The organism is Ferrovibrio sp. MS7 (genome assembly GCF_038404985.1).
Lineage (GTDB): Bacteria > Pseudomonadota > Alphaproteobacteria > Ferrovibrionales > Ferrovibrionaceae > Ferrovibrio > Ferrovibrio plantarum.
In genome coordinates this window covers 358,589-381,380 of record NZ_JBBKBA010000001.1, presented here as the reverse complement: position 1 = coordinate 381,380, position 22,792 = coordinate 358,589, and the positions used below count along the sequence as shown (strand labels likewise).

Annotated in this window: 14 protein-coding genes; 12 read left to right on the top strand and 2 right to left on the bottom strand. The window is 61.3% G+C overall.

Annotated features, from left to right (window positions below):
- Nucleotides 1–514: 514 nt before the first annotated feature.
- Both V6B08_RS01670 and V6B08_RS01665 read left to right on the top strand, forming a co-directional pair.
- Nucleotides 515–1,315 (top strand): plasmid mobilization protein, encoded by an 801-nt coding sequence (locus V6B08_RS01670; RefSeq protein ID WP_341977454.1) that lies wholly within the window; start codon nt 515–517, stop codon nt 1,313–1,315.
- Nucleotides 1,312–3,156 (top strand): relaxase/mobilization nuclease domain-containing protein, encoded by a 1,845-nt coding sequence (locus V6B08_RS01665; RefSeq protein WP_341977452.1) that lies wholly within the window; start codon nt 1,312–1,314, stop codon nt 3,154–3,156. Before V6B08_RS01670 ends, V6B08_RS01665 begins: the two co-directional genes overlap by 4 nt.
- 78 nt (nt 3,157–3,234) lie before the next feature.
- Here the strand turns inward: V6B08_RS01665 and V6B08_RS01660 are convergent, their stop codons facing one another.
- Complete coding sequence (locus V6B08_RS01660; protein WP_341977450.1) at nt 3,235–4,671, bottom strand: type IV secretory system conjugative DNA transfer family protein; 1,437 nt, start codon at nt 4,669–4,671, stop codon at nt 3,235–3,237.
- A gap of 511 nt (nt 4,672–5,182) precedes the next feature.
- On the opposite strand from V6B08_RS01660, the gene V6B08_RS01655 reads away from it, so the two are divergent.
- From V6B08_RS01655 to V6B08_RS01610, 10 genes are all read left to right on the top strand, one after another.
- Nucleotides 5,183–5,386, top strand: a complete 204-nt coding sequence (locus V6B08_RS01655) for a type II toxin-antitoxin system Phd/YefM family antitoxin (RefSeq protein WP_341977447.1) — start codon at nt 5,183–5,185, stop codon at nt 5,384–5,386.
- Nucleotides 5,387–5,396: 10 nt separating this feature from the next.
- Nucleotides 5,397–6,494, top strand: coding sequence for a DNA cytosine methyltransferase (locus V6B08_RS01650; RefSeq protein ID WP_341977446.1), 1,098 nt, complete (start codon nt 5,397–5,399; stop codon nt 6,492–6,494).
- Nucleotides 6,466–6,906, top strand: coding sequence for a very short patch repair endonuclease (locus V6B08_RS01645; protein ID WP_341977443.1), 441 nt, complete (start codon nt 6,466–6,468; stop codon nt 6,904–6,906). Before V6B08_RS01650 ends, V6B08_RS01645 begins: the two co-directional genes overlap by 29 nt.
- An 11-nt stretch (nt 6,907–6,917) precedes the next feature.
- Nucleotides 6,918–10,016 (top strand): DISARM system SNF2-like helicase DrmD, encoded by a 3,099-nt coding sequence (gene drmD / locus V6B08_RS01640; RefSeq protein WP_341977442.1) that lies wholly within the window; start codon nt 6,918–6,920, stop codon nt 10,014–10,016.
- On the top strand, nt 10,013–14,089 hold the full coding sequence (locus V6B08_RS01635; protein ID WP_341977440.1) for an Eco57I restriction-modification methylase domain-containing protein: 4,077 nt from the start codon (nt 10,013–10,015) through the stop codon (nt 14,087–14,089). The genes drmD and V6B08_RS01635 overlap by 4 nt, the downstream gene beginning before the upstream one ends.
- A 2-nt stretch (nt 14,090–14,091) precedes the next feature.
- Nucleotides 14,092–18,081, top strand: coding sequence for a DISARM system helicase DrmA (gene drmA / locus V6B08_RS01630; protein ID WP_341977438.1), 3,990 nt, complete (start codon nt 14,092–14,094; stop codon nt 18,079–18,081).
- A complete protein-coding gene (gene drmB, locus V6B08_RS01625; RefSeq protein ID WP_341977436.1) occupies nt 18,078–19,919 on the top strand; it encodes a DrmB family protein in 1,842 nt (613 codons plus the stop codon). Before drmA ends, drmB begins: the two co-directional genes overlap by 4 nt.
- Nucleotides 19,916–20,683, top strand: a complete 768-nt coding sequence (gene drmC, locus V6B08_RS01620) for a DISARM system phospholipase D-like protein DrmC (RefSeq protein ID WP_341981559.1) — start codon at nt 19,916–19,918, stop codon at nt 20,681–20,683. Before drmB ends, drmC begins: the two co-directional genes overlap by 4 nt.
- A gap of 451 nt (nt 20,684–21,134) precedes the next feature.
- Nucleotides 21,135–22,238 carry a tyrosine-type recombinase/integrase gene (locus tag V6B08_RS01615; protein ID WP_341977434.1) on the top strand — a complete coding sequence of 368 codons (1,104 nt, stop codon included), beginning with the start codon at nt 21,135–21,137 and terminating at the stop codon, nt 22,236–22,238.
- A 25-nt stretch (nt 22,239–22,263) separates the two neighbouring features.
- Nucleotides 22,264–22,461 carry a helix-turn-helix domain-containing protein gene (locus V6B08_RS01610; RefSeq protein WP_341977432.1) on the top strand — a complete coding sequence of 66 codons (198 nt, stop codon included), beginning with the start codon at nt 22,264–22,266 and terminating at the stop codon, nt 22,459–22,461.
- A 59-nt stretch (nt 22,462–22,520) separates the two neighbouring features.
- On the opposite strand, the gene V6B08_RS01605 is transcribed toward V6B08_RS01610, so the two are convergent.
- Nucleotides 22,521–22,742 (bottom strand): DNA-binding protein, encoded by a 222-nt coding sequence (locus tag V6B08_RS01605; RefSeq protein ID WP_341977430.1) that lies wholly within the window; start codon nt 22,740–22,742, stop codon nt 22,521–22,523.
- Between the last annotated feature and the right edge of the window lie 50 nt (nt 22,743–22,792).

The following is a 22,792-nucleotide window of genomic DNA, read 5'->3' as shown; positions in this document are numbered from 1 at the left end:
CCGACAGCCCCTGCCGGGCGACCGGCGGGGGCTTCGCTGCGTCATTGGACCGCCGGGGCGGAATGGCCCGGCGGCGGTCCTTGTTTGGCGCGCAACTCGACCAAGACGTTCGACGGCGCCGGCGAAAAGTCTCAGAACGCCAGCCGCGCAGGGCAGCGCCATCGGCCCGTTCGCCATGGCGCGGCTGACCTCATTTCCGATTGCGGCATCGAGCGCTTTGCGGGATGATGGTGCATTGACGTGCCGACTCCGGCGCGTCCGGTCCAAGGTGCTTTGGCGACGCCGAGCTTGAAAAAGCGAGGCAGAGAGCCAAAAACGAATAGTGTGCACCGAATGGACCGGCAAGATATGCTTTCCTCCACGAAAACCCCCTCGCCTGACGGCGCCCGGCCGGTCCTTCGGACGCGTCCAGGATCGGGTTTTTTCGTTCGGAAAGCGTGGGCCGCCATTCGCCCCTTCGGGGCTCAAGGGGCCAATCTTGCCCTGCCGGGAGCGCCGGCATCACGAGGTCTCCATGGGGCGACCACGTAAGCCGGAAGACCAGGTCCGCACCGTCAAGGTGCCGGTTCAGTGCACGCCCGCCGAAGCCGACGAGATCGCCTACCGGGCCAAGATCGCCCGTCTGCCGCTGGCCGAATTTGTGCGCCTGCAAGCGCTCGCCGATCGATCGACGCGGCTTACGTCCGAGGCGCGCCAGCAGCTTCGCGAGCATCTGCTCAGCCGACGGCTGGACACGGCCGCTCCGGCCAAGATGACGCGTCTTCGCCCGCAGCGCACGGTGCAACTCCACATCCGCTTCACGGCCCCGGACTTCGCCAGCATCCGGCGGCGCGCCGATGCGGCGGGGGCACCTTACGCCCGCTATATCCGCGAGGCGTGTCTCGGGCGCCGCCCCCGGTCGAAGCCGCAGCCGGTTCTCGTGCTCCAGACCTTCCTGCGCGAGACGGCGGCCATCGCGAGCAATCTCCGCCAGATCGACGCGCAATTTCCGCTGAAGGTCTATGGCCGGTCGGCGAGCTATGTCGGGGGCGAGTTACCCAAAGCCGTCTACCGGCGGCCGGAGGCCTTGCCCGTCATCGAGGCCCAGCTCGACGCCATCAACGGCGCCGGGGTCCTCGTCAACGGTATCGCCCGGCGGGCGAACATGGGCAAGCGGCCGACGGGCGAGGATGTCGCCATGGCGATGGACGCGTTGCGGACGGCCTTCGGACCGCTCGCCCGCTTCACCGACGGCAAGCTCCCGCCGCCGCCCAAGCGCCGCTTCCGAGGCACGCCCTATCGCGGCTGGCAGTCCAAAGGACGGCGGCCGTCATGAGGGTGAAGGTTCTCGAACGTCAGCCAAAAGGATTCACCGGAACGGCCCGCTATCTCGCCGGGCTTTCGCGCGGCATGTCGCCCGAGCGCGTCGCCTGGATGGAAGCCCGCAATCTCGAAACCACCGACCCGGACCTGGCCGCCGAGATCATGGAGGCGACGGCCGCCAAGTCGACGCGCTGCAAGACGCCGGCCTACCACGCCATCATCGCCTTCGATCCGAAGGATGCCGAAGCGGGGAAGGTGACGCCCGAGATCATGAAGAAGGTCGCGGCCGTGACCATCGAGCGGCTGGGGCTCGCCGAGCACCAGATGCTCATCTACGCCCACAACGACGAGCCGCATCCGCACATGCACTTCCTCGTCAATCGGGTGCATCCGGAAACTGGCAAGGCGTGGAGCCGGAGCCACGACTACGAGCGCTTCCTGTCGATCGCCCGCGACCAGGCTCGCGTCTACGGGCTGAACGTCGCCCGCGAACGTACCCGCGAGATGGAGCGCGAACTCGAGTGGATGACGGCCGAGGCCAAGGCCATCGTCGAAGAACTTGGGCCGATCCCGGACGGCGAAGCGTGGAAGGCAAAGCGCGAGCAGCGTGCTCCGGAACGCCTCTTTACCCGCGAGGTCATCGAGCGGCTGCGTCCGGCCTTGCAGAAGGATTTCGCACGGGCGCGAAGCTGGGATGCCCTTGCCGACGCGCTCCGAGGCCATGGCCTATCGCTCCGGGCCAAAGGGCAGGGGCTCATCCTGTCCGACGGCACGAGCTACTTGAAACTCTCCGAGGTAGGCAAAGCCGTCCGGCTACCCGATCTCGAACGCCGCTTCGGGCAGACCTTCCTCGACCATTCGCAAGCCAAGGCGCGGGCGGTGGAGCGCGAGCACAAGGCCAAGGCGCCGCGCCCCCCGGAAATGCCAGATACCTCCCGGATGTCGCCGGCGCAGAAGTGGCAAGCCGAGATCGTGCACGCCAATCGGATGGAGGTGTTCGAGAAGCGGCGTGGGCGCGACCAATTCACGGACGATCCGGTTCTCGATCTGGACAAGGTCGATATCGAGTATCGCGTCTGGACGGATGCCGAAGCCGCCCACACGCACGCCAAGAAGCGTGTCCGCGATCTGGAGCGCGACGAGAGGCGCCTGATCGGGCGCGACGAACGCGACGGCCGCTGGCGCACCCGTCACGAGGACCGCTTCATCACCGCCATGAGTCTCGTCTTCAAGGACGCCAATGCCGCCATGGCCCGCTGGGACCGGATCGAGAAGGCGCGCGGACGGGACGAGGCTTTGCGTCTGATGGCGCGCGATCCGGCCGCCTTCGGTGACTTGAAGGGATGGAATCTCCCTGGCCTCAAATCGCCCGAGCGCCGTCTCGCGGAAGTCGCCTGGCGCCGGTTGGGCGAGTTCCGGCTCAAGTATCAGGTGGCGTTGGCGAGCCTCGAAGCGAACCGCAACCAGCTCCGCGAAACGCGGGTGCTGCTCGAAGCCGCGCGGGCGCGCTATGCCACATTGACCTTCAATCCCGAGGCTGTGGAGCCGTTGCCGGTCATTCTTCGATCGATCATCCGCAAGCGCATAAAGGCCCTTGAGCGGGTGACGGCGGACATGATCCGCCGCAGCATCCTCGCGGACGAGCGCAAGGAAGAGCTTTACCTCGCGCTCCGACGCCACGCCGAGCGCAAGCGCAACCTTAACCGAACCCGCGAACTCGAACGGGAGGGCGTCATCTACCGGGAGATATTCGAGAAGCCGAAGCCGGCACCGGGCTTCGAGAAAGAGCTTGAACGGCGTATGCGCAAGAAATCCAAGACGCGCACCGTGGAACGCGACATCGACGACGACTGAAATGCCAAGACGCCGCACGGGGGCGGCGTCTTGATGGCGTGGCGTCACGACGTCAGGGCGTCGTGGCGTCGAGAGGGCTCAGCCCTTGCGCGCGCGCCAGCGCAGGCGCCATTCGCTCCAGGCGAAGTACCGGATCTTCGACGCAAGGATCGGCTTGGCGCCTTGGACGAAGATGAGTTGCTTGTCTTTGGGCAGCCGCATCACCTCGTCGGGGGTCATGAGCGGGCGGGCCGCATGAGACGTCCCCATTTGGAACGATCCGGCCAGCGCTGCAAACGGAAGTCCGGCCGTGCGTCCTTCCGACGTCGTCGTTACGGTGGTGACGCCGAGCATGTCCGAGAGCAAACGCGCCGTCGACGGGTCCTGCGGGTTGAAAGCCTGACGGACCGCGCAGTTCGCGATCATCGAGCGTGCCTTCGGGTAGGTCTTTTCGAGCTGGTCCAGGTCCTGGGCAAAGAGCCAAAGCTGGACGCCGAACCCTGCCAGATAGCCGATGCCCTCTTCGACGGGGCGCATATACCCAAGCGCCGGCAACTCATCGAGCAGGAATAGCACCCGGCGGTCGGTCCGGCGGCGCTGGCGCAGCAGCGTCGCCATGGTGATCCCCGTCATGAGACGCAGGAACGGCCGGTAGACCCCCAGATACTCCGGCGGGATGATGAGGTAGATCGTCGTCGGCGTCGCCTTCAAGGCATCGAGCAGGAACGTCGAATCGGCCGTCATCGCCGTGAGCTGCGGGCTTTCGAAGATTTCCGTCCGGCTTTGCGCCGACGAAACGACGTAAGACCGCTCCTTCGGCTCCTTCTGAAGGAAGCCTTCGGCCGCGCTGGCGATGCTCGGATGCTCCGATTGGCGCATCGCTTCGAGGACGGCATCGAACCCATCCCGGTCGCGCATCAGCAGTGTCCGGACTTCCCGCAAGGTCCGTCGCGCCGGATTGCGGTGGTAGATCACGAACAGAACGAGGGCTGTGAGCAGGCTACGCGCCTCGCGATCCCAATGGTTCGGATCGAGACCGTTCGTATCGACGAGCATCTCGGCAATGAGTCGCGCGTCATCGACATCGTAGGGCGTACCCGCCCGGACGAAATCGATGGGATTGAAGCGGTCGGTCGCCTTCGTCGGGTCGAAGGGGGCGAGCGTGTGGACGCGCCCGACGCCACGGCGCCATGAAGCCGTGACGTCATGGTTCTCGCCCTTGATATCGAGAACGAACACCGAGTCCCGAAAGTCGAGGAGGTTGGGGATGACGCAGCCGACACCCTTGCCGCTTCGGGTCGGCGCGAAGGTCAGCAGGTGCCCGTCGCCGGCATAACGAAGCGTCCGTCCTTCGTGACGGCCGAGCATCAGGCCGGGGCGGCCGAACCATTGCCCCAGCAAGCCGGCCGAGGCGATCTCATTCGTACTAGCCAGTTCGGCCGAGCCGAGTGTCTTTCCAGTCGTCGCTAGAAGCTCGCCGAGTTGCCCGGCGAGTCGCCGAAGGACGAGGGCGATACAAAGCAGTAGCGTCGCCATGACGAGGGCTTCGCGCGGATCGGCGCTGTAGATGAAGTATCCGCCCGCTGGTAGCCAGGCGGGCAGGGTGAGCCAGAGGGCACGGGAGGCCCTCCAGAGAGTTCGTAGATGTTCCATGGTCGTTGACCTTGACTGCCGCCAGGGAGGTCAACGCGTCGTTCGAGACTTCAAAAAAACGGTCCAGCGGTCACATAACAAGTCACAGATATTGGCCCGTTCCAGACCTCCTAAGGTCCCAGAGTTGGCGCTCTTCGGGCCAATATCCCTTCCCTTGTTGTAGGAAGCGTTATGTCAAGCCGCCAGTCGTCATATCTTTTTCAGCTGTGCACCTGCGAACGAAAGGCCCTCGCCGGGGCGGCTGCGGGAGCCACGGGGAGGGGGCAAGTTAGGCATCGGCCCCGTCTAGCGTTGTTCCTTAAAGCTAGTTCACCGATCTCTCGACGCGCGGCTAAGCCGCTTGCAAAAATGTCCATGTTGGCCAACACTGAAAAATTGAAGGCGGAGTAGATCAATGCGCACGTTTTCCTCAGCGAACGCCAAGAACCACTTTGGAGAGCTTGTCGACGCGGCGCGAATCGCACCGGTGGCGATCACGAAGTACGACAAGCCTTTCGTGGTCGTCCTTGCAATGGAAGAGTTCGTTCGCCTTAGTGCTGCCGCTGCTACCTTGAGGGCTGAAGATTTAGAGCAAGTCGGGAAGCGAATTCGCAAGTAGGGATGAACTTATGACGACAGTCGCGTGCATCGATGTGTTCTGTGGGGTGGGAGGCCTCACGAATGGATTGATCTCATCAGGGATTAATGTCGTCGCCGGAGTCGATATCGACCCAGCATGCAGATTTCCGTTTGAGAAGAACAATGGCGCTGTCTTCATACTGGACGACGTCGCGCGATTGTCTCCCGAGCGGGTCAAAGCGCTCTTCGGTAGCGCCGAGGTCCGTATTCTTGCGGGTTGTGCTCCTTGCCAGCCTTTCTCAACCTACTCTCAGCGTTATGATGTTGTTGGAAGTCCTAGATGGGGGCTGCTCTATAAATTTTCCCACCTAATCCGTCAGACACTACCGGAAATCATCACCATTGAGAATGTTCCAAGTATCGAGAAGCACGCCGTTTTCGGTGACTTCAAAAGCTCTCTGCGATCACTAGGCTACGCCATCGAACAGACCGTTTTGGATTGCAGTGAGTATGGGCTGCCGCAGAGTAGGCGGCGTATGGTGTTGATTGCCTCGCGGATTGGAAAAATTGGTCTAGTTGCATCCAAAGGCTACGGTACGACGACCGTACGTAAAGCAATCTCGCGATTGCCTCCGATTGAGCACGGAGCAGTACATCCAAGAGATCCTTTACATGCGGCGTCGAGACTTTCCGATTTGAATCTCAGGCGGATCAAAGCTTCAGTGCCAGGGGGAACATGGCGAGATTGGCCAGCTAAGCTCGTGGCGGATTGCCACAAACGCGAAAGCGGATCGACATATCCGGGTGTCTACGGCCGAATGGAATGGGATAAGCCCGCGCCGACATTGACGACGCAATTTTATGGCTTTGGCAACGGTCGCTTTGGTCATCCTGAGCAGAATCGAGCCATTTCTCTCAGGGAAGGGGCGATACTCCAAGGCTTCCCGAAGTGCTACTCCTTCGTCCCCGATGGGCAGCCGGTACAATTCAAGGCGTTGGGCCGCATGATCGGGAACGCGGTTCCCGTCACGCTCGGCGAGGTGATCGGCCAGAGCATCGTAGCCCATCTCGGGATCGAAACCGAGAAAACGAAAAGGAAGAAGAAGGGAGCCGTCGCGGATGACGCGCGTAAGTCCCTCGTCGCATGATGCCAGTCGTCGGATGGCCCGCGTGCGACAGAAGGGCACGCAAGCGGAGATCGACCTCCGCAAAGTTCTGCATGCCAAGGGGTTGCGCTATCGCCTCCACGTTCCGCTCCTGACGAAGCCCAGACGCGTCGCCGATATCGTCTTCCCGAGCGCGAGACTAGCCGTGTTCGTCGACGGATGCTTCTGGCACGGATGTCCAGAGCACGCTTCCTGGCCGAAGCGCAATGCCGACTTCTGGCGGGAGAAGATTGAAACCAATCGATCCAGAGATGCCGATACCGATCAGCGGCTGAACGCTCTTGGTTGGAAGACGGTCCGGATCTGGGAACACGAAGACGCCCGCAAAGCGGCCAACCGCATCGCCGAGTTCGTCGATGCGCGCCAGAAGAATAGGGCCGACCTATGTCAATGACTGGGGATCAAATGGCGGCCAATGTCGCTCATGCCACTGCCCCAGAGCCGGGCCAGCTGGTCGAGGCTCGCCGCCGCCAGTGGATCGTCTCCGAGGTCGACGGCGGTTCTGTCGCCCCCGGACTCCCCAAGCGGCATCTCGTCCGGCTGGCTTCGATCGACGAGGACGCGCTGGGTGAAGAGATCGAAGTTCTCTGGGAGCTTGAGTCTGGTGCCCATGTAATCGAGCGGGCTGGGCTGCCTCGCATGACTGGCCTGGACGACCCCTCGACACTTCAAGCCTTCCTTGATGCAGTGGTTTGGGGGGCTGCGACGAACGCCGATCGCGGATATCTGCAGGCTCCATTCCGCAGCGGCGTCAGCATTGAGGACTACCAGTTGGATCCGCTCGTGCGCGCGATCGATATGGCCCGCACCAATCTGCTGATCGCCGACGACGTCGGCCTCGGGAAAACCATCGAGGCAGGGCTCGTCGTTCAAGAGATGCTCCTGCGTCACCGCGCCCGCACGGTCCTCGTGCTCTGCCCTGCCTCGTTGCAGGAAAAGTGGCGCGTCGAGATGCAGGAGAAGTTCGGACTCGAGTTCCGGATCGTTGATACGGGCTACGTCAAGCGTTTGCGCCGTGAGCGAGGTCTCCACGCCAATCCGTGGACGTCTTTTCCCCGTCTCATCACGTCGATGGACTGGGCCAAGCAGGGTGAAGGCTTGCGTCTTCTGCGGGACGCATTGCCCCCGCACGTCAGCCATCCCAGGAAGTTCGACCTGCTGATCATCGACGAGGCTCACAACGTCGCGCCGACTGTCGGGCGCTACGCTGTCGAAAGCCTCAGGACCCGTCTGGTTCGTCTGGCCGCGCCACACTTCCAGCACAAACTGTTTCTCACAGCCACGCCGCACGACGGGTACACCGAATCCTTCACCGCGCTCCTCGAACTCCTTGATGATCAGCGGTTCGCGAGAAACGTTCTCCCAAGTGATCCCCAACTCGCCCGGGTGATGGTCCGTCGGCTGAAGAGCGATCTGGTCGATGCGAACGGTAAGCGCATTTACCCCCAACGGCGGCTCGAGGCGCTGCCGGTAGAGTATGGCGAGGACGAGAGGGACGCCAGGCGGCAGCTGGAGGCATACATCAAGAGCCGCGAAGGCGGTGCTGATGGAGGGCGCGCCGTCGATCACTTCGTGCACCAGTTGCTGCGTAAACGCCTGTCATCGTCTCCTGCAGCGTTCGCAGCGACACTCGAACGGCATATCGCGACGATCGAGGGCCGCGCGGCTGGCGAGCGCAGCCAGAAGAAATTCGATGACCGCATCCTTCGGCGGGCGATAGCGAAGACCGAGGAAGACTACGCAGACGACGCACAGCGGGATGCCGCCGAGGCTGAAGCGATCGAGGAAGCGGGCAAGCATGTCCGGCCACCGACCGACGAAGAACGCCGGATGCTCGACCGATTGCGATCCTGGGCCCAACAGGCGGCTCGTCGGGCCGATGCCAAGGCCACTGCCGTGCTGGGTTGGCTGGCCAGTCACCTGAAGGACGGTGACAGGTGGACGAACGAGCGGGTGATCCTGTTCACCGAGTATCGCGCCACTCAGCAATGGATGCAGGAGATCCTCGCATCTCACGGCTTCGGGGGCGAGCGATTGGCTCTCATCTATGGCGGCATGGACCCGAAAGAACGCGAGGGCGTGAAAGCCGCGTTCCAGGCCAACCCCTCGGAATCTCCGGTGAGGATACTGCTGGCGACCGATGCCGCCTCCGAGGGCATCGACCTCCAGAACCACTGCCATCTGATGATCCACCTCGAAATTCCGTACAACCCAAATGTGATGGAGCAGCGGAACGGCCGCATCGACCGCCATGGGCAACGCGCCAGCGAGGTCGTCATCTGGCACCCAGTGGATGCCGAAGGTGGCCACGGTGACGATATCCTGCGCGCGCTTCACAAGCTGGAAGCTATGCGCGCCGACATGGGGAGCGTGAACCCCGTCATCGCGCCTCAACTGCCCGACCTGCTGGAGGGGCGCCGCCGCGATCTCGACACGAGACAAGCCGAAGCCCGGATGGAGAAATCTCGCCGCTTCGTGAAGGCGGAGCGCAACCTTCGCGAACGTGTGGCCAAACTCCATGAGCGGCTGACCGAGACCCGGCGCGAACAGAGCCTCGTGCCCGACCACATTGAGAGAGCGGTACGCACCGCGTTGCGTCTAACGGACAAACCAGACTTGGAGCCCGTTTCTCTAGCCGGCGCTCCGGATGGCACGGTTTTCCGAATGCCGCCGCTCTCGGGTTCCTGGTCCCGATGCCTCGAGGGTCTCGAACACCCCTACTCACAGAAGGTTCGCCCGATCACCTTCGACCACGAGGTCGCCAAGGGCCGTGACGACGTCGTCCTCGTCCACCTGAACCACCGGCTCGTACAGATGAGTCTGCGGCTCCTGCGCGCGGAGATCTGGGCCCGTGACGACGTGAAGAAGCTTCACCGCGTGACCGTCCGGTCGCTTCCGGATGGGCGGATAGAGGGGCCGGCCGTGGTGGTGATGTCGCGGCTCGTCGTGACCGGCGGGAACCATCATCGTCTGCACGAGGAGCTCACGGAGGCTGGCGGTTATCTGCGCGATGCCGGTTTCCGGCGAGAGGAGCGGGTTACGGAAGTTCGTCGCTGGCTGGAAGACTCGCAGCCTGCGGCCCTGTCGGATTCGACGTTCGAAGCCCTTCGTACCCGCTTCGACAAGCATCGTGATGCCGTCCTGGCGGCCGTCGAGGCACGCTCGAAAGACCGGCTACGCTTCCTCGTGAACACGATCGAGACCCGGAAACGCAAGGAGGCCGAGGACATTCGTCAAGTCCTGGACGATCTCGAACGAGCGCTGAAGACCGAGATTGCGGCGGAACAGCAGCCCTTGCAGCTTTCTCTGTTCTCCGAGGACGAACGCACTCAGCTCAAGCGTGACCGAGCGGCCCTCGAAGCACGCTTGGCCCGGATCCCCAAAGAGCGCGAGCAGGAGCTAAGCGCGATCGAGGAACGGCACTCCAATGCCGTCGAGCATACCTTCCCCGTGGCCGTGGTGCTGCTGGTTCCGAACTCCCTCGCGACGGAGAAGCGCGGATGAACAACGATCACGAGTGGCTGAACCTCATCGAAGTCTCTGGGCCCTTTCTGGCGGTGCCCGTGCTGCGGGAGGTCTTCCCGCAAGGCCTCGAAGCTCTGCCTTCCGGGCGGCCTCAGCGGCTTCGTCGAACCTATGAGGAATGGCGCGATGCCGTCGACATGGACGACCTCGACCTTCCAGCGCTGCACGCGGCCTGGATCGACGACGTGCTGGTCACCGCGCTGGAAATGGACGAGACGGTGCTGCGCAAAGGCGCGACACTGCCTGAGCAGCTCACTGTCTCGATGCCTGAACACGGGGTCACGGTCGCGCCCGATCTGGCCGTCGTGAATCCAACGAACTCCGACGAACCACTCCTGCTCATCCATGTCTATGAGCCGGACACCGATCTCGACGCGACGCGCCGTTTCGATGGCCTCGCGATCACCCCGGCCGACCGGATGGTCGCTCTGCTCAGGTCGACGGGATGCCCCACTGGCATCGTCACCAATGGCGAGCGCTGGATGCTCGTCCACGCGCCTGCCGGCGCCGTGGCAGGCTTCGCGAGCTGGTATGCGCGGCTCTGGGGCCAGGAACCGGAAACGCTGCGCGCCTTCGTCAGTCTTCTGGGCGTCCGCCGTTTCTTCGGGCCCGACGAAGGCAAGCTACCGGCGCTCTATGAGCGGTCTCTGAAGCACCAGGACGACGTGACCGAAGCGCTCGGCGAGCAGGTTCGGCGCGCCGTCGAAGTGCTCGTCCAGGCTCTCGACCGCGCCGACCAGGACCGCAATCGCGAGCTCTTGCGCGACGTCGATCCGCGAGACCTCTACGAGGCCGGACTGACGGTCATGATGCGGCTCGTCTTCCTGTTGGCGGCCGAGGAGCGCGCCCTGCTCCTGCTCGGCGATCCGCGCTACGACTCCTTCTACGCCATCTCCAGCCTGCGAATGCAGCTGCGCGCGGATTCCGAAGAGATTCTAGAGCGTCGCCGTTCCGCATGGTCGCAGTTGCTCGCCCTGTTTCGTGGCGTGTATGGCGGCATCGATCATCCGACGCTGCGCCTTCCGGCTCTCGGCGGTTCGCTGTTCGACCCCGATCGCTATCCCTTCCTCGAAGGACGAAAGAAGGGCACGAGCTGGCGAACCGATCCGGCCGAACCGCTGCCGATCGACGACCGTACCGTTCTGCTCCTGCTGGAAGCGATCCAGACCTTCGAAGGCCGCACGCTGTCCTATCGCGCACTCGACGTGGAGCAGATCGGCCACGTCTACGAGGGCCTCCTCGAACGCACGGTGAAGCGCGTCGACGACGTAACGCTGGAACTCGACAGCGGCGCGAATGCCAAGAGCCCGCGCGTGACGCTCGGCGAGATGGAGTCGGCGCGCCTAGATGGCACAGCGAGGGTCACCGAATTGCTAAAGGAACGCAGCGAGCGTTCGGAGTCGGCCATCCGCAACGCCCTTGAGCGGGCTGCCGACGATCGTCTCGGCGCGCGCCTACTCACCGTTTGCCGCGGCGACATCGGTCTGCGCGACCGCATCCTGCCCTACGCGCCCCTCCTGCGGACCGACCCTTGGGGCTATCCGCTCGTCCACCACACGGACGCCTTCGTCGTCGTTCTCGGCGCCGAACGGCGCGAGAGCGGCACGCACTACACGCCCAAGAGCCTGACGGAGAAGATCGTCGAGGAGACGCTGACGCCCGTCGCCTATCGCGGTCCGGCCGAGGGCAAGGCGCCCGAGGATTGGGACCTGAGGAGCGCCGAGGAGTTGCTCGATCTGAAGATCTGCGACCCTGCCATGGGGTCCGGAGCATTCCTGGTGCAGGCGTGCCGGTGGCTTTCGGATCGTCTGGTCGAGGCTTGGTCGGTGACGGAGGCCAGCGGCAAGCAGATCGACAGCGAAGGGCGCATCGTCGACGCCGCCGCCGGAGGCTTCGATCCCCTGTCGAAGGACGCGGAGGAACGCGCCATCGTCGCCCGACGGCTCGTGGCGGAGCGGTGCCTCTATGGTGTGGACAAGAACCCGCTGGCCGTGGAGCTGGCCAAGCTCTCGCTTTGGCTAACGACCATGTCCAAGGGGCGGCCTTTCGGCTTCCTTGACCACAATCTGCGCAGTGGCGACAGCCTTCTCGGCATTCACGATCTTGGTCAGCTGGTCGAGCTCGACATGAGCCCGAAGGGAAAGACTCAGCTTCGACTATTCGGTCGGACGATCCGGTTAGCGATCGACAAGGCACTCGAACTTCGCGCGCGTCTGCGGGATATCCCCATTCGCGACATAAAGGATGTCGAAGCGATGGCGGCACTCGACACGCAATCGCGCGGCGAGCTGGCACTGCCGACGCTCATTGCCGATGCGTTCGTCGGCATTATTCTGGCTGAAGATCGGGCTGGAGAACGGACAGCCAGGATCGAGACGCTGGCTGCATTCGCCGACGCCATGGTAAGTGGCGAAAACTCAAAGAAAGATAGGCTCCGGCGCGATGCATCAACTGACTTGGCAAAAGACTCCCTAGACAGCACCGCGCGGCACCCATTCCATTGGCCGCTTGAATTTCCAGAGGTCTTTGACCGAGAAAATGGAGGTTTTGACGCCATCGTCGGGAACCCACCGTTCTTGGGCAACCGCTTGTGGAAGGGAGCTTTGGGCGAACGATTCCAATGGCAGTGCCAACTGGTTCTCGGAGTCTCTCCCGCAAAAATCGACCTTTGTGTCGTCTTTCACCGACGCGCTGCCGATCTCATGAGGCGAGGAGGCAGCTACGGCCTGCTTGCTACGAGCAACATTGCAGAAGGCAGTGCGATCGACCTTGGGCTCGGAGAGATAGTCAAGCGAGGTAGTATCTACTTCGCAAGAAAGGGAATGCCATGGCCGGGCACAGCTGCCGTCGTCGTTGCAGTTGTCGGGTTCTTCAAGGGCGAGTGGAACGGACGGAACGATGCAGACGGCCATGATTGCGATCGCATCGGACCTCGCCTTGAGCCAGAAGAAGCAAATAGCTGGGCACCCGTCGCGCTGTCGGACGGAATATTCAGCTTCGAGGGTGTGAATAACAGCAAGGGACTGGCGTTCGTTATCACCCCGGACCATCCTTGGTTCGAACGCCTGAAGGATGAACCAAACAGCCTGTTAAGGCCCTACGTCACCGGCGATGACATCACCAGTTCGGCCTTGAATGACGTAGCGCGGTGGGCGCTTGATATTGCCGATCGTGAACTCGACGACATCCAACGCGATTGGCCCGAGGCTTATCAATTCATTACTGAGGTCGTGCAACCGACCCGGACGCCAGAAGCCTTGAAAAGCTACAAAGGTCTTATCGATCGTTGGTGGCAGTTCTGGAATCACCGCGCTGACTTGATGCGCAGGATTCGCCAGAGAGAAAGGTTCATCGCATATTCCAAGGTGACCAAACATCCCATATGCATGCTGGCTCCCTCAGATTGGATCTACACCAACAAGGTGGTTTTGATCGGCATCGAAAGGGATGATTTATTTCCTATATGCCTAAGCACCCCATTCCGATCATGGCTTGAAGCCTACAGCGGCGCAGGCTTAGGAGTAACCCTTCAGCTATCCATCAGCGAATCGATAGCAAAGTTCCCGCTGCCGAGCGGGGCGGTGTCCCAAGAGGGAGTCGATGCGGCCCTTCGCTTCAACGACATCGCCGTCGCTTGGAGCGCGGAACATCAATGCGGCCTCACCGATCTCATGAACGCGGTTCATTCGCCCGACAACGATGATCCTCGAATTGCAGAACTCAGGGTGCTTTTCGAGACCCTAGATAGGCATGTGGCAGCAGCTTTTGGCTGGGCCGATCTGGACGTCAGTTATGACTTCCATGAAGTGAATGCATCTTCTGGTAGCGCACAGTGGCGCTATTCGCTCAGCGAAGAAATCCGAGAAGAGCTACTTCCAAGACTCGTCGCCCTCAACAAAGCTCAACATGAGGAAGAAATCGCCAAGCGAGCCGACGCTGGAAAGTCCGGGTCGGGCAAGGCGCGCGGGCGCCGCAGAAGAAATATTGAAACGCCGGATTTTACGCTCGACCTCGACGATGTTCTCGTAAAAATCGATGATAGGGGTGCTTGACCATGGCCGATCTGACCGCGACTACCGAGCAATCCGTCAGCGCCTGGATCGTCAAGCGGCCGTCTAGCTCACCACGCTATTCCGTGCGTATCGCCGTCGGGTCGACCACCGACGGCGCAATTGAAGAGGGTCACTGGGTGGTCGTTTTGGACGACGACGGCAACGTCGCTGGGGTGGGTCGTATCCTTCGCATTCGCTCGGACCTCGACGGCGCCACGATCCATTTTGATCATTGGCACGCCGTGGATCCAACCGTGCCGCTCGCGGCCCTCGGCCTAACCGCGCCGACTGGACCAGCCGCGCGGCTACCATGGGACGAATTCCTCCGCATCCTGCCGCCGGTCGGTGTTCCTGACCCCGCCGCAGCGCCTCTGATCGACGATGTCGTCTACACCCGCGACCTCCTGGAACTCGCCGTGCGTGACGATCTGCTCGGCCCCGCCGGTGGCCCCCATGAGCTGATCAAGGACATGAGCGTCCGCGACCGCTATCTGGTCGGCAAGCTGGCGCCGCGGCGGCCGGATGACGACCAAGCGGCACGGGTCGAACCGGCCTCGGCAGCCGATGAGGCTGGCGACCTCGAAGACGAGCGGGCGGCGCCGCTCCACGAACCCGGCGCCGAGTTCGCGAGTGCATCGGGCCGGGTGGAGCCCGAAGACGACGCGCTGGACGAGATCGACACCACGAACAATCAGTCGCTGGTTCCCTCCAGCATGGGCCTCACCTTCTGCGTGGCGCCCGATGTCGGGAAGCTGGCCGTCGATGCACGGTGGGGACGGTACGAGCGGGTCCCGAACGATGAGCACGAGATCGTCAAGACGCGAAAGAATCGCCAGACCGGTCACCAGGAGGAGGTGAAGGTCAGGGTCTGGCAGCGCATCCCGTGCGGTGGCGTTGTCACGGTTCCGCTCGTCGACGGGCCGATCAAGCCGTCCACTCCCGACCCCGATCAACCGGACGTCCGCTTGCAGGGGACGGTTCGGACGAACAACAAGGGGGAGCGCCTGGTCACTTTGTTCCTCGTCAACGGGCAGTTGGAACCTGAAGACAACAAGGACCGCGCCTGGCTGTTTCAGCCGGAGATCACCGTCGAGCCCCCCGAAGATCACGGGGACAAGTCGGTCTTTCGGCGTCGCCCAACCAACGAAGTGGTCGTCGACGACCCGGAACGCGACCGTCTCGCGCTCATCTATCGTAACAAGCTGGAGTTCGCGGTCGGACACGGGGTGTCCGTTCACGCCGATACGACGCCCGAGGACCCTACGAAGGCCCATCGCGTCAGAACAGAGATCATCCCGCGCTACGAAGTCGCCGTCACCGAAACGCCGGGCCTTGATCCCAGGGACCGCCCTGCCATGCGGCGCATGGTCGACGAGGGCTGGCTCGACATGACGCGCTTGGCGGAGATGGCGCCGGACGCGCTGCGCGCCGCTCTTTTGTGCCTCGTCGACGATTACGCCGTTTGGATCGGCGAACAGAAAACCCGGCTGGGGTCGGAGATCACCGGTTTCGATGATCCGGGCAAGGACGTCATTCAGCGCTGCGAGGAGATCCTGCGCCGTCTCCGAGAGGGCATGGACACTCTCTTCGCCGACCCGAAAGCGATGGAGGCGTTCCGCTTTGCCAACCGGTCCATGGCGATGCAGCGTGTCCGAAGCATCTACGCTCTGAAGCGCAGACGGAACGAAGCCGTCGACGTGACCACTTTGGACGTGCCGAAGAACAGATCGTGGCGCCCGTTCCAGCTGGCGTTCCTGCTCCTGTCGATCCCGTCGCTCGCCGATCCGACACACCCGGACCGGACGAAGCCGGTCGAGGCGTTCGCCGATCTCCTCTGGTTCCCGACGGGTGGTGGCAAGACCGAGGCCTATCTCGGTGTGGCGGCCTTCGCCATGGCCATGCGCCGACTGAAGAATGATCTCGGCGGCCTCGACGCATCACGTGGTCTCGCCGTAATCATGCGCTACACCCTGCGACTGCTGACTCTGCAGCAGTTTCAGAGGGCGACGACGCTGCTCTGCGCTATGGAGGTCATCCGTCGTGCAGACGACAAGACCTGGGGCAAGGAACCTTTCACGCTCGGTCTCTGGGTCGGCAATCGCGTGACACCGGGCACAACAGACGCGTCTCACCAGGCTGTCGAGGCCATTCGAAACAACGATCGCAACAAGGCGGGAATTGCATCGCCTGCACAGCTGACCAGCTGCCCTTGGTGCGGTTCGGAGATCTCCGGTGGTCGTGACATTGAGGTCGACAGGATCGCCGGCCGAACGCTGATCCACTGCGGCGACAAGCTGGGCAGCTGCGATTTCTCGAAGGCGAAATCCACTGGGCAGGCTCACCCGGGGCTTCCCGTGAAAGTCGTCGATGAGGAAATCTATCACCGCCCGCCGACGATGATGATCGCAACCGTGGACAAGTTCGCGATGATGGCGTGGCGTCCCGAGGTTCGGAACCTTTTCGGCCGCGTCGAGCTGGAATGCGGACGACATGGTTTGCTCTGGCCGAGCCACGACTGCGGCACGGGGCACCGAGCGAGGGGGGCATATCCGGCCGCCATTGTGAAGCCGGTCCGCGCAATCCGACCACCAGATCTGATCATCCAGGACGAATTCCACCTTATCAGCGGTCCGCTGGGCACCATGGTGGGCCTTTACGAAACAGCTGTCGACGAGCTGAGCAGCTGGGTTCTGGGCGACGAGAGGGTTCGTCCCAAGGTCGTCGCTTCCACCGCGACCGTGCGGCGAGCCGACGACCAGGTGCGCAACGTTTTCATGCGCCGCATTTCCGTGTTTCCGCCTTCCGGCCTGGACGTCGAAGACAATTTCTTCTCGGTCCAGAGACCCATCCGCGAGAAACCCGGCCGACGGTACATGGGAATCTGCGCTCCCGGCAGCTCTCGCCCTGCGGTGCTGATCAGAACCTACACGGCGTTCCTCACCGCTGCGCAGGCGCTGTTCGATCGGTTCGGCCCGCTGGCCGACCCCTATATGACTCTCGTCGGCTACTTCAACTCGCTGCGAGAACTCGGTGGCATGAAGCGCTTGGCCGAGGACGACGTTCAAACGCGTTCCTTCCGTGTCGATATGAGCCTGGTGGACCGACCGGGGCTCGCGCAGCGGCGGGTCGAGGAAATCAGCGAACTGACATCGCGGGTCTCCAGTCAGGACATCCCGAGGTACCTCGATCAGCTCGAGGTTCCTTTCGATGGCACCTTCGATCCGGCACTAGGCAAATGGGTGACCAACAGGAAGCCAGGGGAGGCCCGGCCGATTGATGCCGTTCTCGCCACGAACATGCTGTCGGTCGGCGTCGACGTGAATCGTCTCGGAGTGATGGTCGTAAACGGCCAACCCAAGGGAACGGCCGAGTACATCCAGGCGACGAGCCGTGTGGGCCGAACGCCGCCAGGACTGGTGGCCACTGTGCTGACATGGGCGCGGCCTCGGGACTTGTCGCACTACGAGACCTTCGAGCATTACCACGCGACCTTCTATCAACACGTCGAAGCTCAATCCGTCACCCCGTTCTCGCCACGGGCGTTGGACCGAGGGCTCACCGGCGCGATGCTCTCCATCATGCGTCACTCCTACGATCCCTTCGCGGCAAATGACGGCGCTGGCGCCATGAACAGTCCTAGCCGCAAAGAGATGTTGGATACGATAGGTGCCGTCGCCGCTCGCACCTGGGAAGTCACGGAAGACTCGGGAAAGAAGACCCTGACCGAAGCCGAGATGAAGAGCCGCGCTGACGATTGGGCTAATGAAGCGGGCGTCGGCGGCCGCACGCTCGTATACCAGAAGCATGGCGCAGGACCCACCGCCTATCCGCTGCTTTCGGCGCCGGGCATCAGGCCTTGGACCGATTGGACGGTCCCGATGTCCATGCGCGAAGTCGAGCCTGGTGTAAGGCTCGTGATGGAGGACGACCGATCGACAAGTGATCCGACTTGGCGGGTGCGGGTGACTGAGCCTCAGGAGGATCAGCAATGAGCAAGACACCCGTTGGAGAAATTCGACCGAGCCAGTTGCTTTGGACCTACGGCCCGGGAGCTCTAATCGATCTCCCGAACATGTCGGTGGTCACGATGGGGATCGACCGCTGGGAGAAAGACAGGTGCCAGCCGATACAAGAGGCACGACTACTCTCCAACGTACGGAGCGTGCTCGGGCCTCAAGTCGAATCGTTGCGCATGCCGCCCGTGGGCGATAGGGACATAGTAGACCCATTTTCGGCCGCCGCACTGATCGGCGTGCCCGTCAAGCCCTTCCCGAGGTGGCTGCGCTGCGTCAAGTGTGGCTTGCTATCACCCTATGACGCCGGCTTGTTCAAGCTCAAGGAAAACAGATATCGCCCTGAATTGACGCGTTTCGTCCATGAGGGCTGTCGTGGATCGAACAATGATCAAAGGGCCAGGGATGCCGATGCTGTCCCGGCACGCTTTCTCATGGCGTGTCGGGCTGGCCACCTCGACGATTTTGCCTGGCACTGGTTCGTTCACGGTGGGCCTAGCATCTGTCGTGCGACGCTGAGGTTTTTCGAGAGCGGCGCATCACTGCAAACCGAGAACCTGTGGGTTAAATGCGATGACTGCGGCGCATCGAAGAACATGGCGCAGGCTTTTGGTCAGGCAGGTCGAGAGAACCTTCCAGCTTGCCGAGGGCGACATCCGCACGTGGATCGCTTTGAGGACGATTGCGCCGAGGAACCTCGCGCAATTCTCCTAGGCGCAACCAATAGCTGGTTCCCGGTCACACTCTCGGTTCTCGCGATCCCACAAGTGGGAAGCCCTCTGGCGCAACTGGTCGCGGATGGCTGGACGTTCTTTGAAGACGTCACTTCGGCGACCGAAGTGGCGCTCGTCGTCAAGACCCTGAAGAAGACGGCGCAACTGCCTGGCATCGAGCAGTTCACTTACGATCAGATTTGGTCCGCAATCGAAACCCATCGCAATGGCGGACCGGGCGTCGAACAGAGCGACCTCAAAGGCCCGGAATGGGATGTGCTTACGGCCGAGAACCCACCCACCGACTATCCGCATTTCATGAGCAAGAAGGTTGGCGTGCCGTCGGGTTTCGGTGCGGTGATCACACGCGTTCTGCTGCTGGAGCGGCTTCGTGAGGTGAACGCCCTCCTGGGTTTCACACGAGTCGAATCCCCTAGCGAAGGCACGAAGGACGAGGCTGCGCCAAGGGCTCCTATTGCACGCACCGCACCGAACTGGGTGCCAGCTACACAAGTGCACGGGGAAGGTATCTTTATTCAGTTCGATACGGGTGCTTTGCGGACTTGGGCGGATAAGGATCCCGTGAAACTACTCGACGCGCGTCTGAATAGAGGCCATCGCGGATGGCGACACAAACGGAACCTAAACCCAGACCAAGGATATCCGGGGGTTCGTTATGCCATGCTACACACCCTCGCGCACATGCTGATCCGAGAGCTGGCATTGGAGTGCGGTTACAATGCCGCAAGTATTCGTGAGCGCATTTATGCGGACGTCGAAGATGGAAACGATCAAGCGGGGCTTCTCATCTATACTGCTGCGGCGGACTCCGACGGAACTCTCGGGGGACTCGTAGAGCTAGGCAAGCCTGAGAATCTTGAACGGCTTCTGCGACAAGCGCTTGACCGCGCACACATCTGTGCGTCCGATCCGCTCTGTGCAGAGCATGATCCTGGCAAAGATCAATCTGTACATGGCGCCGCCTGTCACGCTTGCTCCTTTGTTTCCGAAACTTCTTGTGAGAGCGGCAACCGATACCTTGATCGCGCCTTGGTCGTTCCGACTTTAGAGAATGCCAGCGCAGCGTTTTTTGAGTGCAGATGATGAAAGGCTTACTTAATTCGGTATGCGATCTTGCCGCTTTGCTCCCGCCGGAAAGACTGATTGCCATCGCTCATGCAGTCAAAGGCGTAGCTCCCGCAGATGCAGAGAAAGCTTTGCGTCAATTGGTGGCAACACCTTCAGCAAAGAGTTCCTTGATGACACTCTGTCGCGAGTGGAGGGAATCTAGCGTCTCTGACGAAGTACTGGCAGGTATGCTCTTGGGAGCTTGTCATGCACGTCTCCGTACCCTAGATGAGACGCATGTAGACCTTGTTTGGACTGGACCAACCACGCCATTTGTTGCCGTTCGCAGGACTGAGCAGGTCTTATTGGATTTGATCCGCGCGGCCCACACCCAGATATTCTTAGTTAGCTTTGTTGCGTACGATGTGCCCGCGATAGCGGGCGAGCTCAACCTGGCCGCAGAGCGGGGTGTCGATATTGATATTCTGCTGGAAGCGTCTAATAGCGATGGGGGGTCACTGCAAGTCGACCCGATCGCTACGATGAGATCGAGTGTCCCTGCTGCGAGGCTTTATACTTGGGTTGATAAACAAGGCAGGTTTCTTGGGGGCAAAGTCCACGCTAAAGTTGCTGTTGCAGATCTAGCACTTGCATTTTTGAGCAGTGCGAATCTGACCGGCTACGCGATGGAAAGAAACATTGAGGCGGGAGTATTGATAAAGGGTGGTGAATTGCCGGCCACCCTGAACAAGCATCTAAATGCTTTAATTACCACTGGGGTAATTGTGAGGCGGTCGTGACAATTCGCTATATTTATGAAGTTCGCTCGGTTGAGCATTGCCCGGCGCTAAGTTGCAACATACTTGAGGCCCGTAGAATGGTTGAGCTGCCGACATGTAGCCTTTTGAAGCTAGTGCAGCGAAAGTGCAGCGCCGGGCCATTCTAAATGGTGAGCGCCGCCTTCCCGGAAACGTCAAAACCCCCGGTACTCCGGGGGTTTTGAGTGGTGGCCAGGGACGGAATCGAACCGCCGACACGGGGATTTTCAATCGGTGAGGGTGGTTTCCACTGGTTACTGTAAAAAATTATCTCATTGAAATACAATAGTAAAAAGTATGTATTATGTAATTAATTATGTATAAATCAGTAGAAAATCAATACTAAGTGCAGCAAAAGTGCAGCGCCAAAGTTGAACTAACAGTATAAGAAGATTACAATAAGAGTATTAGTATATCTATAGAGTAAAGTATTTTGGCGACGATTTGTGAGCGTGTTACTGACGAGGGAACTCGGTATCAAGCTATTGTAAGAATCAAGGGGTATCCCTCGCAAACAGCGACCTTCGAGCGGAAAACCGATGCGAAGGCGTGGGCGCAGCAGACCGAAGTGGCGATGCGCGAGGGGCGATATATCAAAACCCCGGAAGCGCGCCGAAAAACACTCGCCGATATGGTTGATCGATACATCGCCACGGTCGTGCCGGTTCGCCACAAAAATCCGACAGCGAAGCGCAAAGTCGTCAAACATCTGCTTTGGTGGAAAGCCCAACTAGGTGACTGCTTCATCACCGACGTGACACCCGCGCGGCTTATCGAATGTCGTGACCTCCTACTCAGCACCCCGCCGTTGAACTCGGTCGGTAAACCCTTAGAGGCCAAGAACGGCGAGGAAGGGAAGCTGCGATCGGCATCTACCGTGGTGCGCTATTTTGCGAGCTTGTCGGTGATGTTCACGACGGCCGTCAACGAATGGGAATGGACGCGGGAGAACCCGGTCGAGCGTGTCCGCAAACCGCAGGAACCAAGAGGGCGGGTTCGATTCTTGTCCGACAGCGAGCGGGATGCGCTATTGGCGGCCTGCAAGAAGAGCCGAAACCAATTTCTCTATCCGATCGTCGTGCTGACCCTATCCACGGGGGCCCGCTACGGTGAAATCATGTCCATCGAGTGGAAGAACGTCGATTTGGCCCGCAACATCATTGTTCTGGATGTAACCAAGAACGGAGAGCGACGGGCGCTTCCCCTCGTTGGCCATGCCCACGAGTTGATAGCCGAACTTTCTCGGAACCGCGTCATCGTCTCGAAGTACGTCTTCGCCCGTGCCGATGGCAAGAAGCCCATGCATATCCAAAAGGAATGGAAGCGCGCTTTAGCTGCCGCCGGTATCGAAGATTTCCGCTTTCATGACCTCAGGCACACGGCTGCCTCCTATCTTGCAATGAGCGGGGCGACGGTCGCGGAGATCGCCGAGGTTCTTGGCCACAAAACACTTCAGATGGTGAAGCGTTACGCCCACCTGAGCGAACAACACACGACAGCCGTCGTAGCGCGAATGAACAAGAGGATGTTCGGCTAGGCGAGGGGAGCCAGCATGAGCACATATGGAACTGCGAGATTTACTGACTGTCGCACAAGTCGAAGAGTTGAACCCCGCGCTAAGCCAAGCCACACTTCGCTGGTGGATATTCAATGCTGAGGTCAACGGCTTCAATAAATGCCTGATCCGCGTCGGCGGCCGAGTTTTCATCGATCGCGTCGCCTTGGAAGCCTGGCTTGAAGAGCACCGAGCAGCACCTTGATGACGTTAGCATGAAAAAAAGGCCTCGTCTTGCGACGAGGCCCTCCGGTGTTGCGTGATTCAGGCGGCCTTGGTGCCCTTGAGAGGCATCATACGCTGGCGTTCAAGCCACTTGTTAAACTCGGCACGGTCCACATAGACCCGCCCCGAGATCTTGATCAGAGCGGCCGCGAGGCCGTTCCGTTCGGCGTGGAAGATCCACCACCGCAGCTTATTCTCCGTGAGCCACGGAGCCTCCGACGCAAGCTGCCTGACCGTGCGCAGCTCCTGATAATCGACCAAGCGATTACCCCTTCGTCTCTCGGATGAAAAAAAGAGAAGGAGGCCGAAAG

Bases quoted from the DNA above. Each gene is read 5' to 3' on its own strand.
- V6B08_RS01670 (WP_341977454.1), top strand. From the start codon at position 515: ATGGGGCGACCACGTAAGCCGGAAGACCAGGTCCGCACCGTCAAGGTG.
- V6B08_RS01665 (WP_341977452.1), top strand. From the start codon at position 1,312: ATGAGGGTGAAGGTTCTCGAACGTCAGCCAAAAGGATTCACCGGAACG.
- V6B08_RS01660 (WP_341977450.1), bottom strand. From the start codon at position 4,671: ATGGCGACGCTACTGCTTTGTATCGCCCTCGTCCTTCGGCGACTCGCC.
- V6B08_RS01655 (WP_341977447.1), top strand. From the start codon at position 5,183: ATGCGCACGTTTTCCTCAGCGAACGCCAAGAACCACTTTGGAGAGCTT.
- V6B08_RS01650 (WP_341977446.1), top strand. From the start codon at position 5,397: ATGACGACAGTCGCGTGCATCGATGTGTTCTGTGGGGTGGGAGGCCTC.
- V6B08_RS01645 (WP_341977443.1), top strand. From the start codon at position 6,466: ATGACGCGCGTAAGTCCCTCGTCGCATGATGCCAGTCGTCGGATGGCC.
- drmD (WP_341977442.1), top strand. From the start codon at position 6,918: ATGGCGGCCAATGTCGCTCATGCCACTGCCCCAGAGCCGGGCCAGCTG.
- V6B08_RS01635 (WP_341977440.1), top strand. From the start codon at position 10,013: ATGAACAACGATCACGAGTGGCTGAACCTCATCGAAGTCTCTGGGCCC.
- drmA (WP_341977438.1), top strand. From the start codon at position 14,092: ATGGCCGATCTGACCGCGACTACCGAGCAATCCGTCAGCGCCTGGATC.
- drmB (WP_341977436.1), top strand. From the start codon at position 18,078: ATGAGCAAGACACCCGTTGGAGAAATTCGACCGAGCCAGTTGCTTTGG.
- drmC (WP_341981559.1), top strand. From the start codon at position 19,916: ATGATGAAAGGCTTACTTAATTCGGTATGCGATCTTGCCGCTTTGCTC.
- V6B08_RS01610 (WP_341977432.1), top strand. From the start codon at position 22,264: ATGGAACTGCGAGATTTACTGACTGTCGCACAAGTCGAAGAGTTGAAC.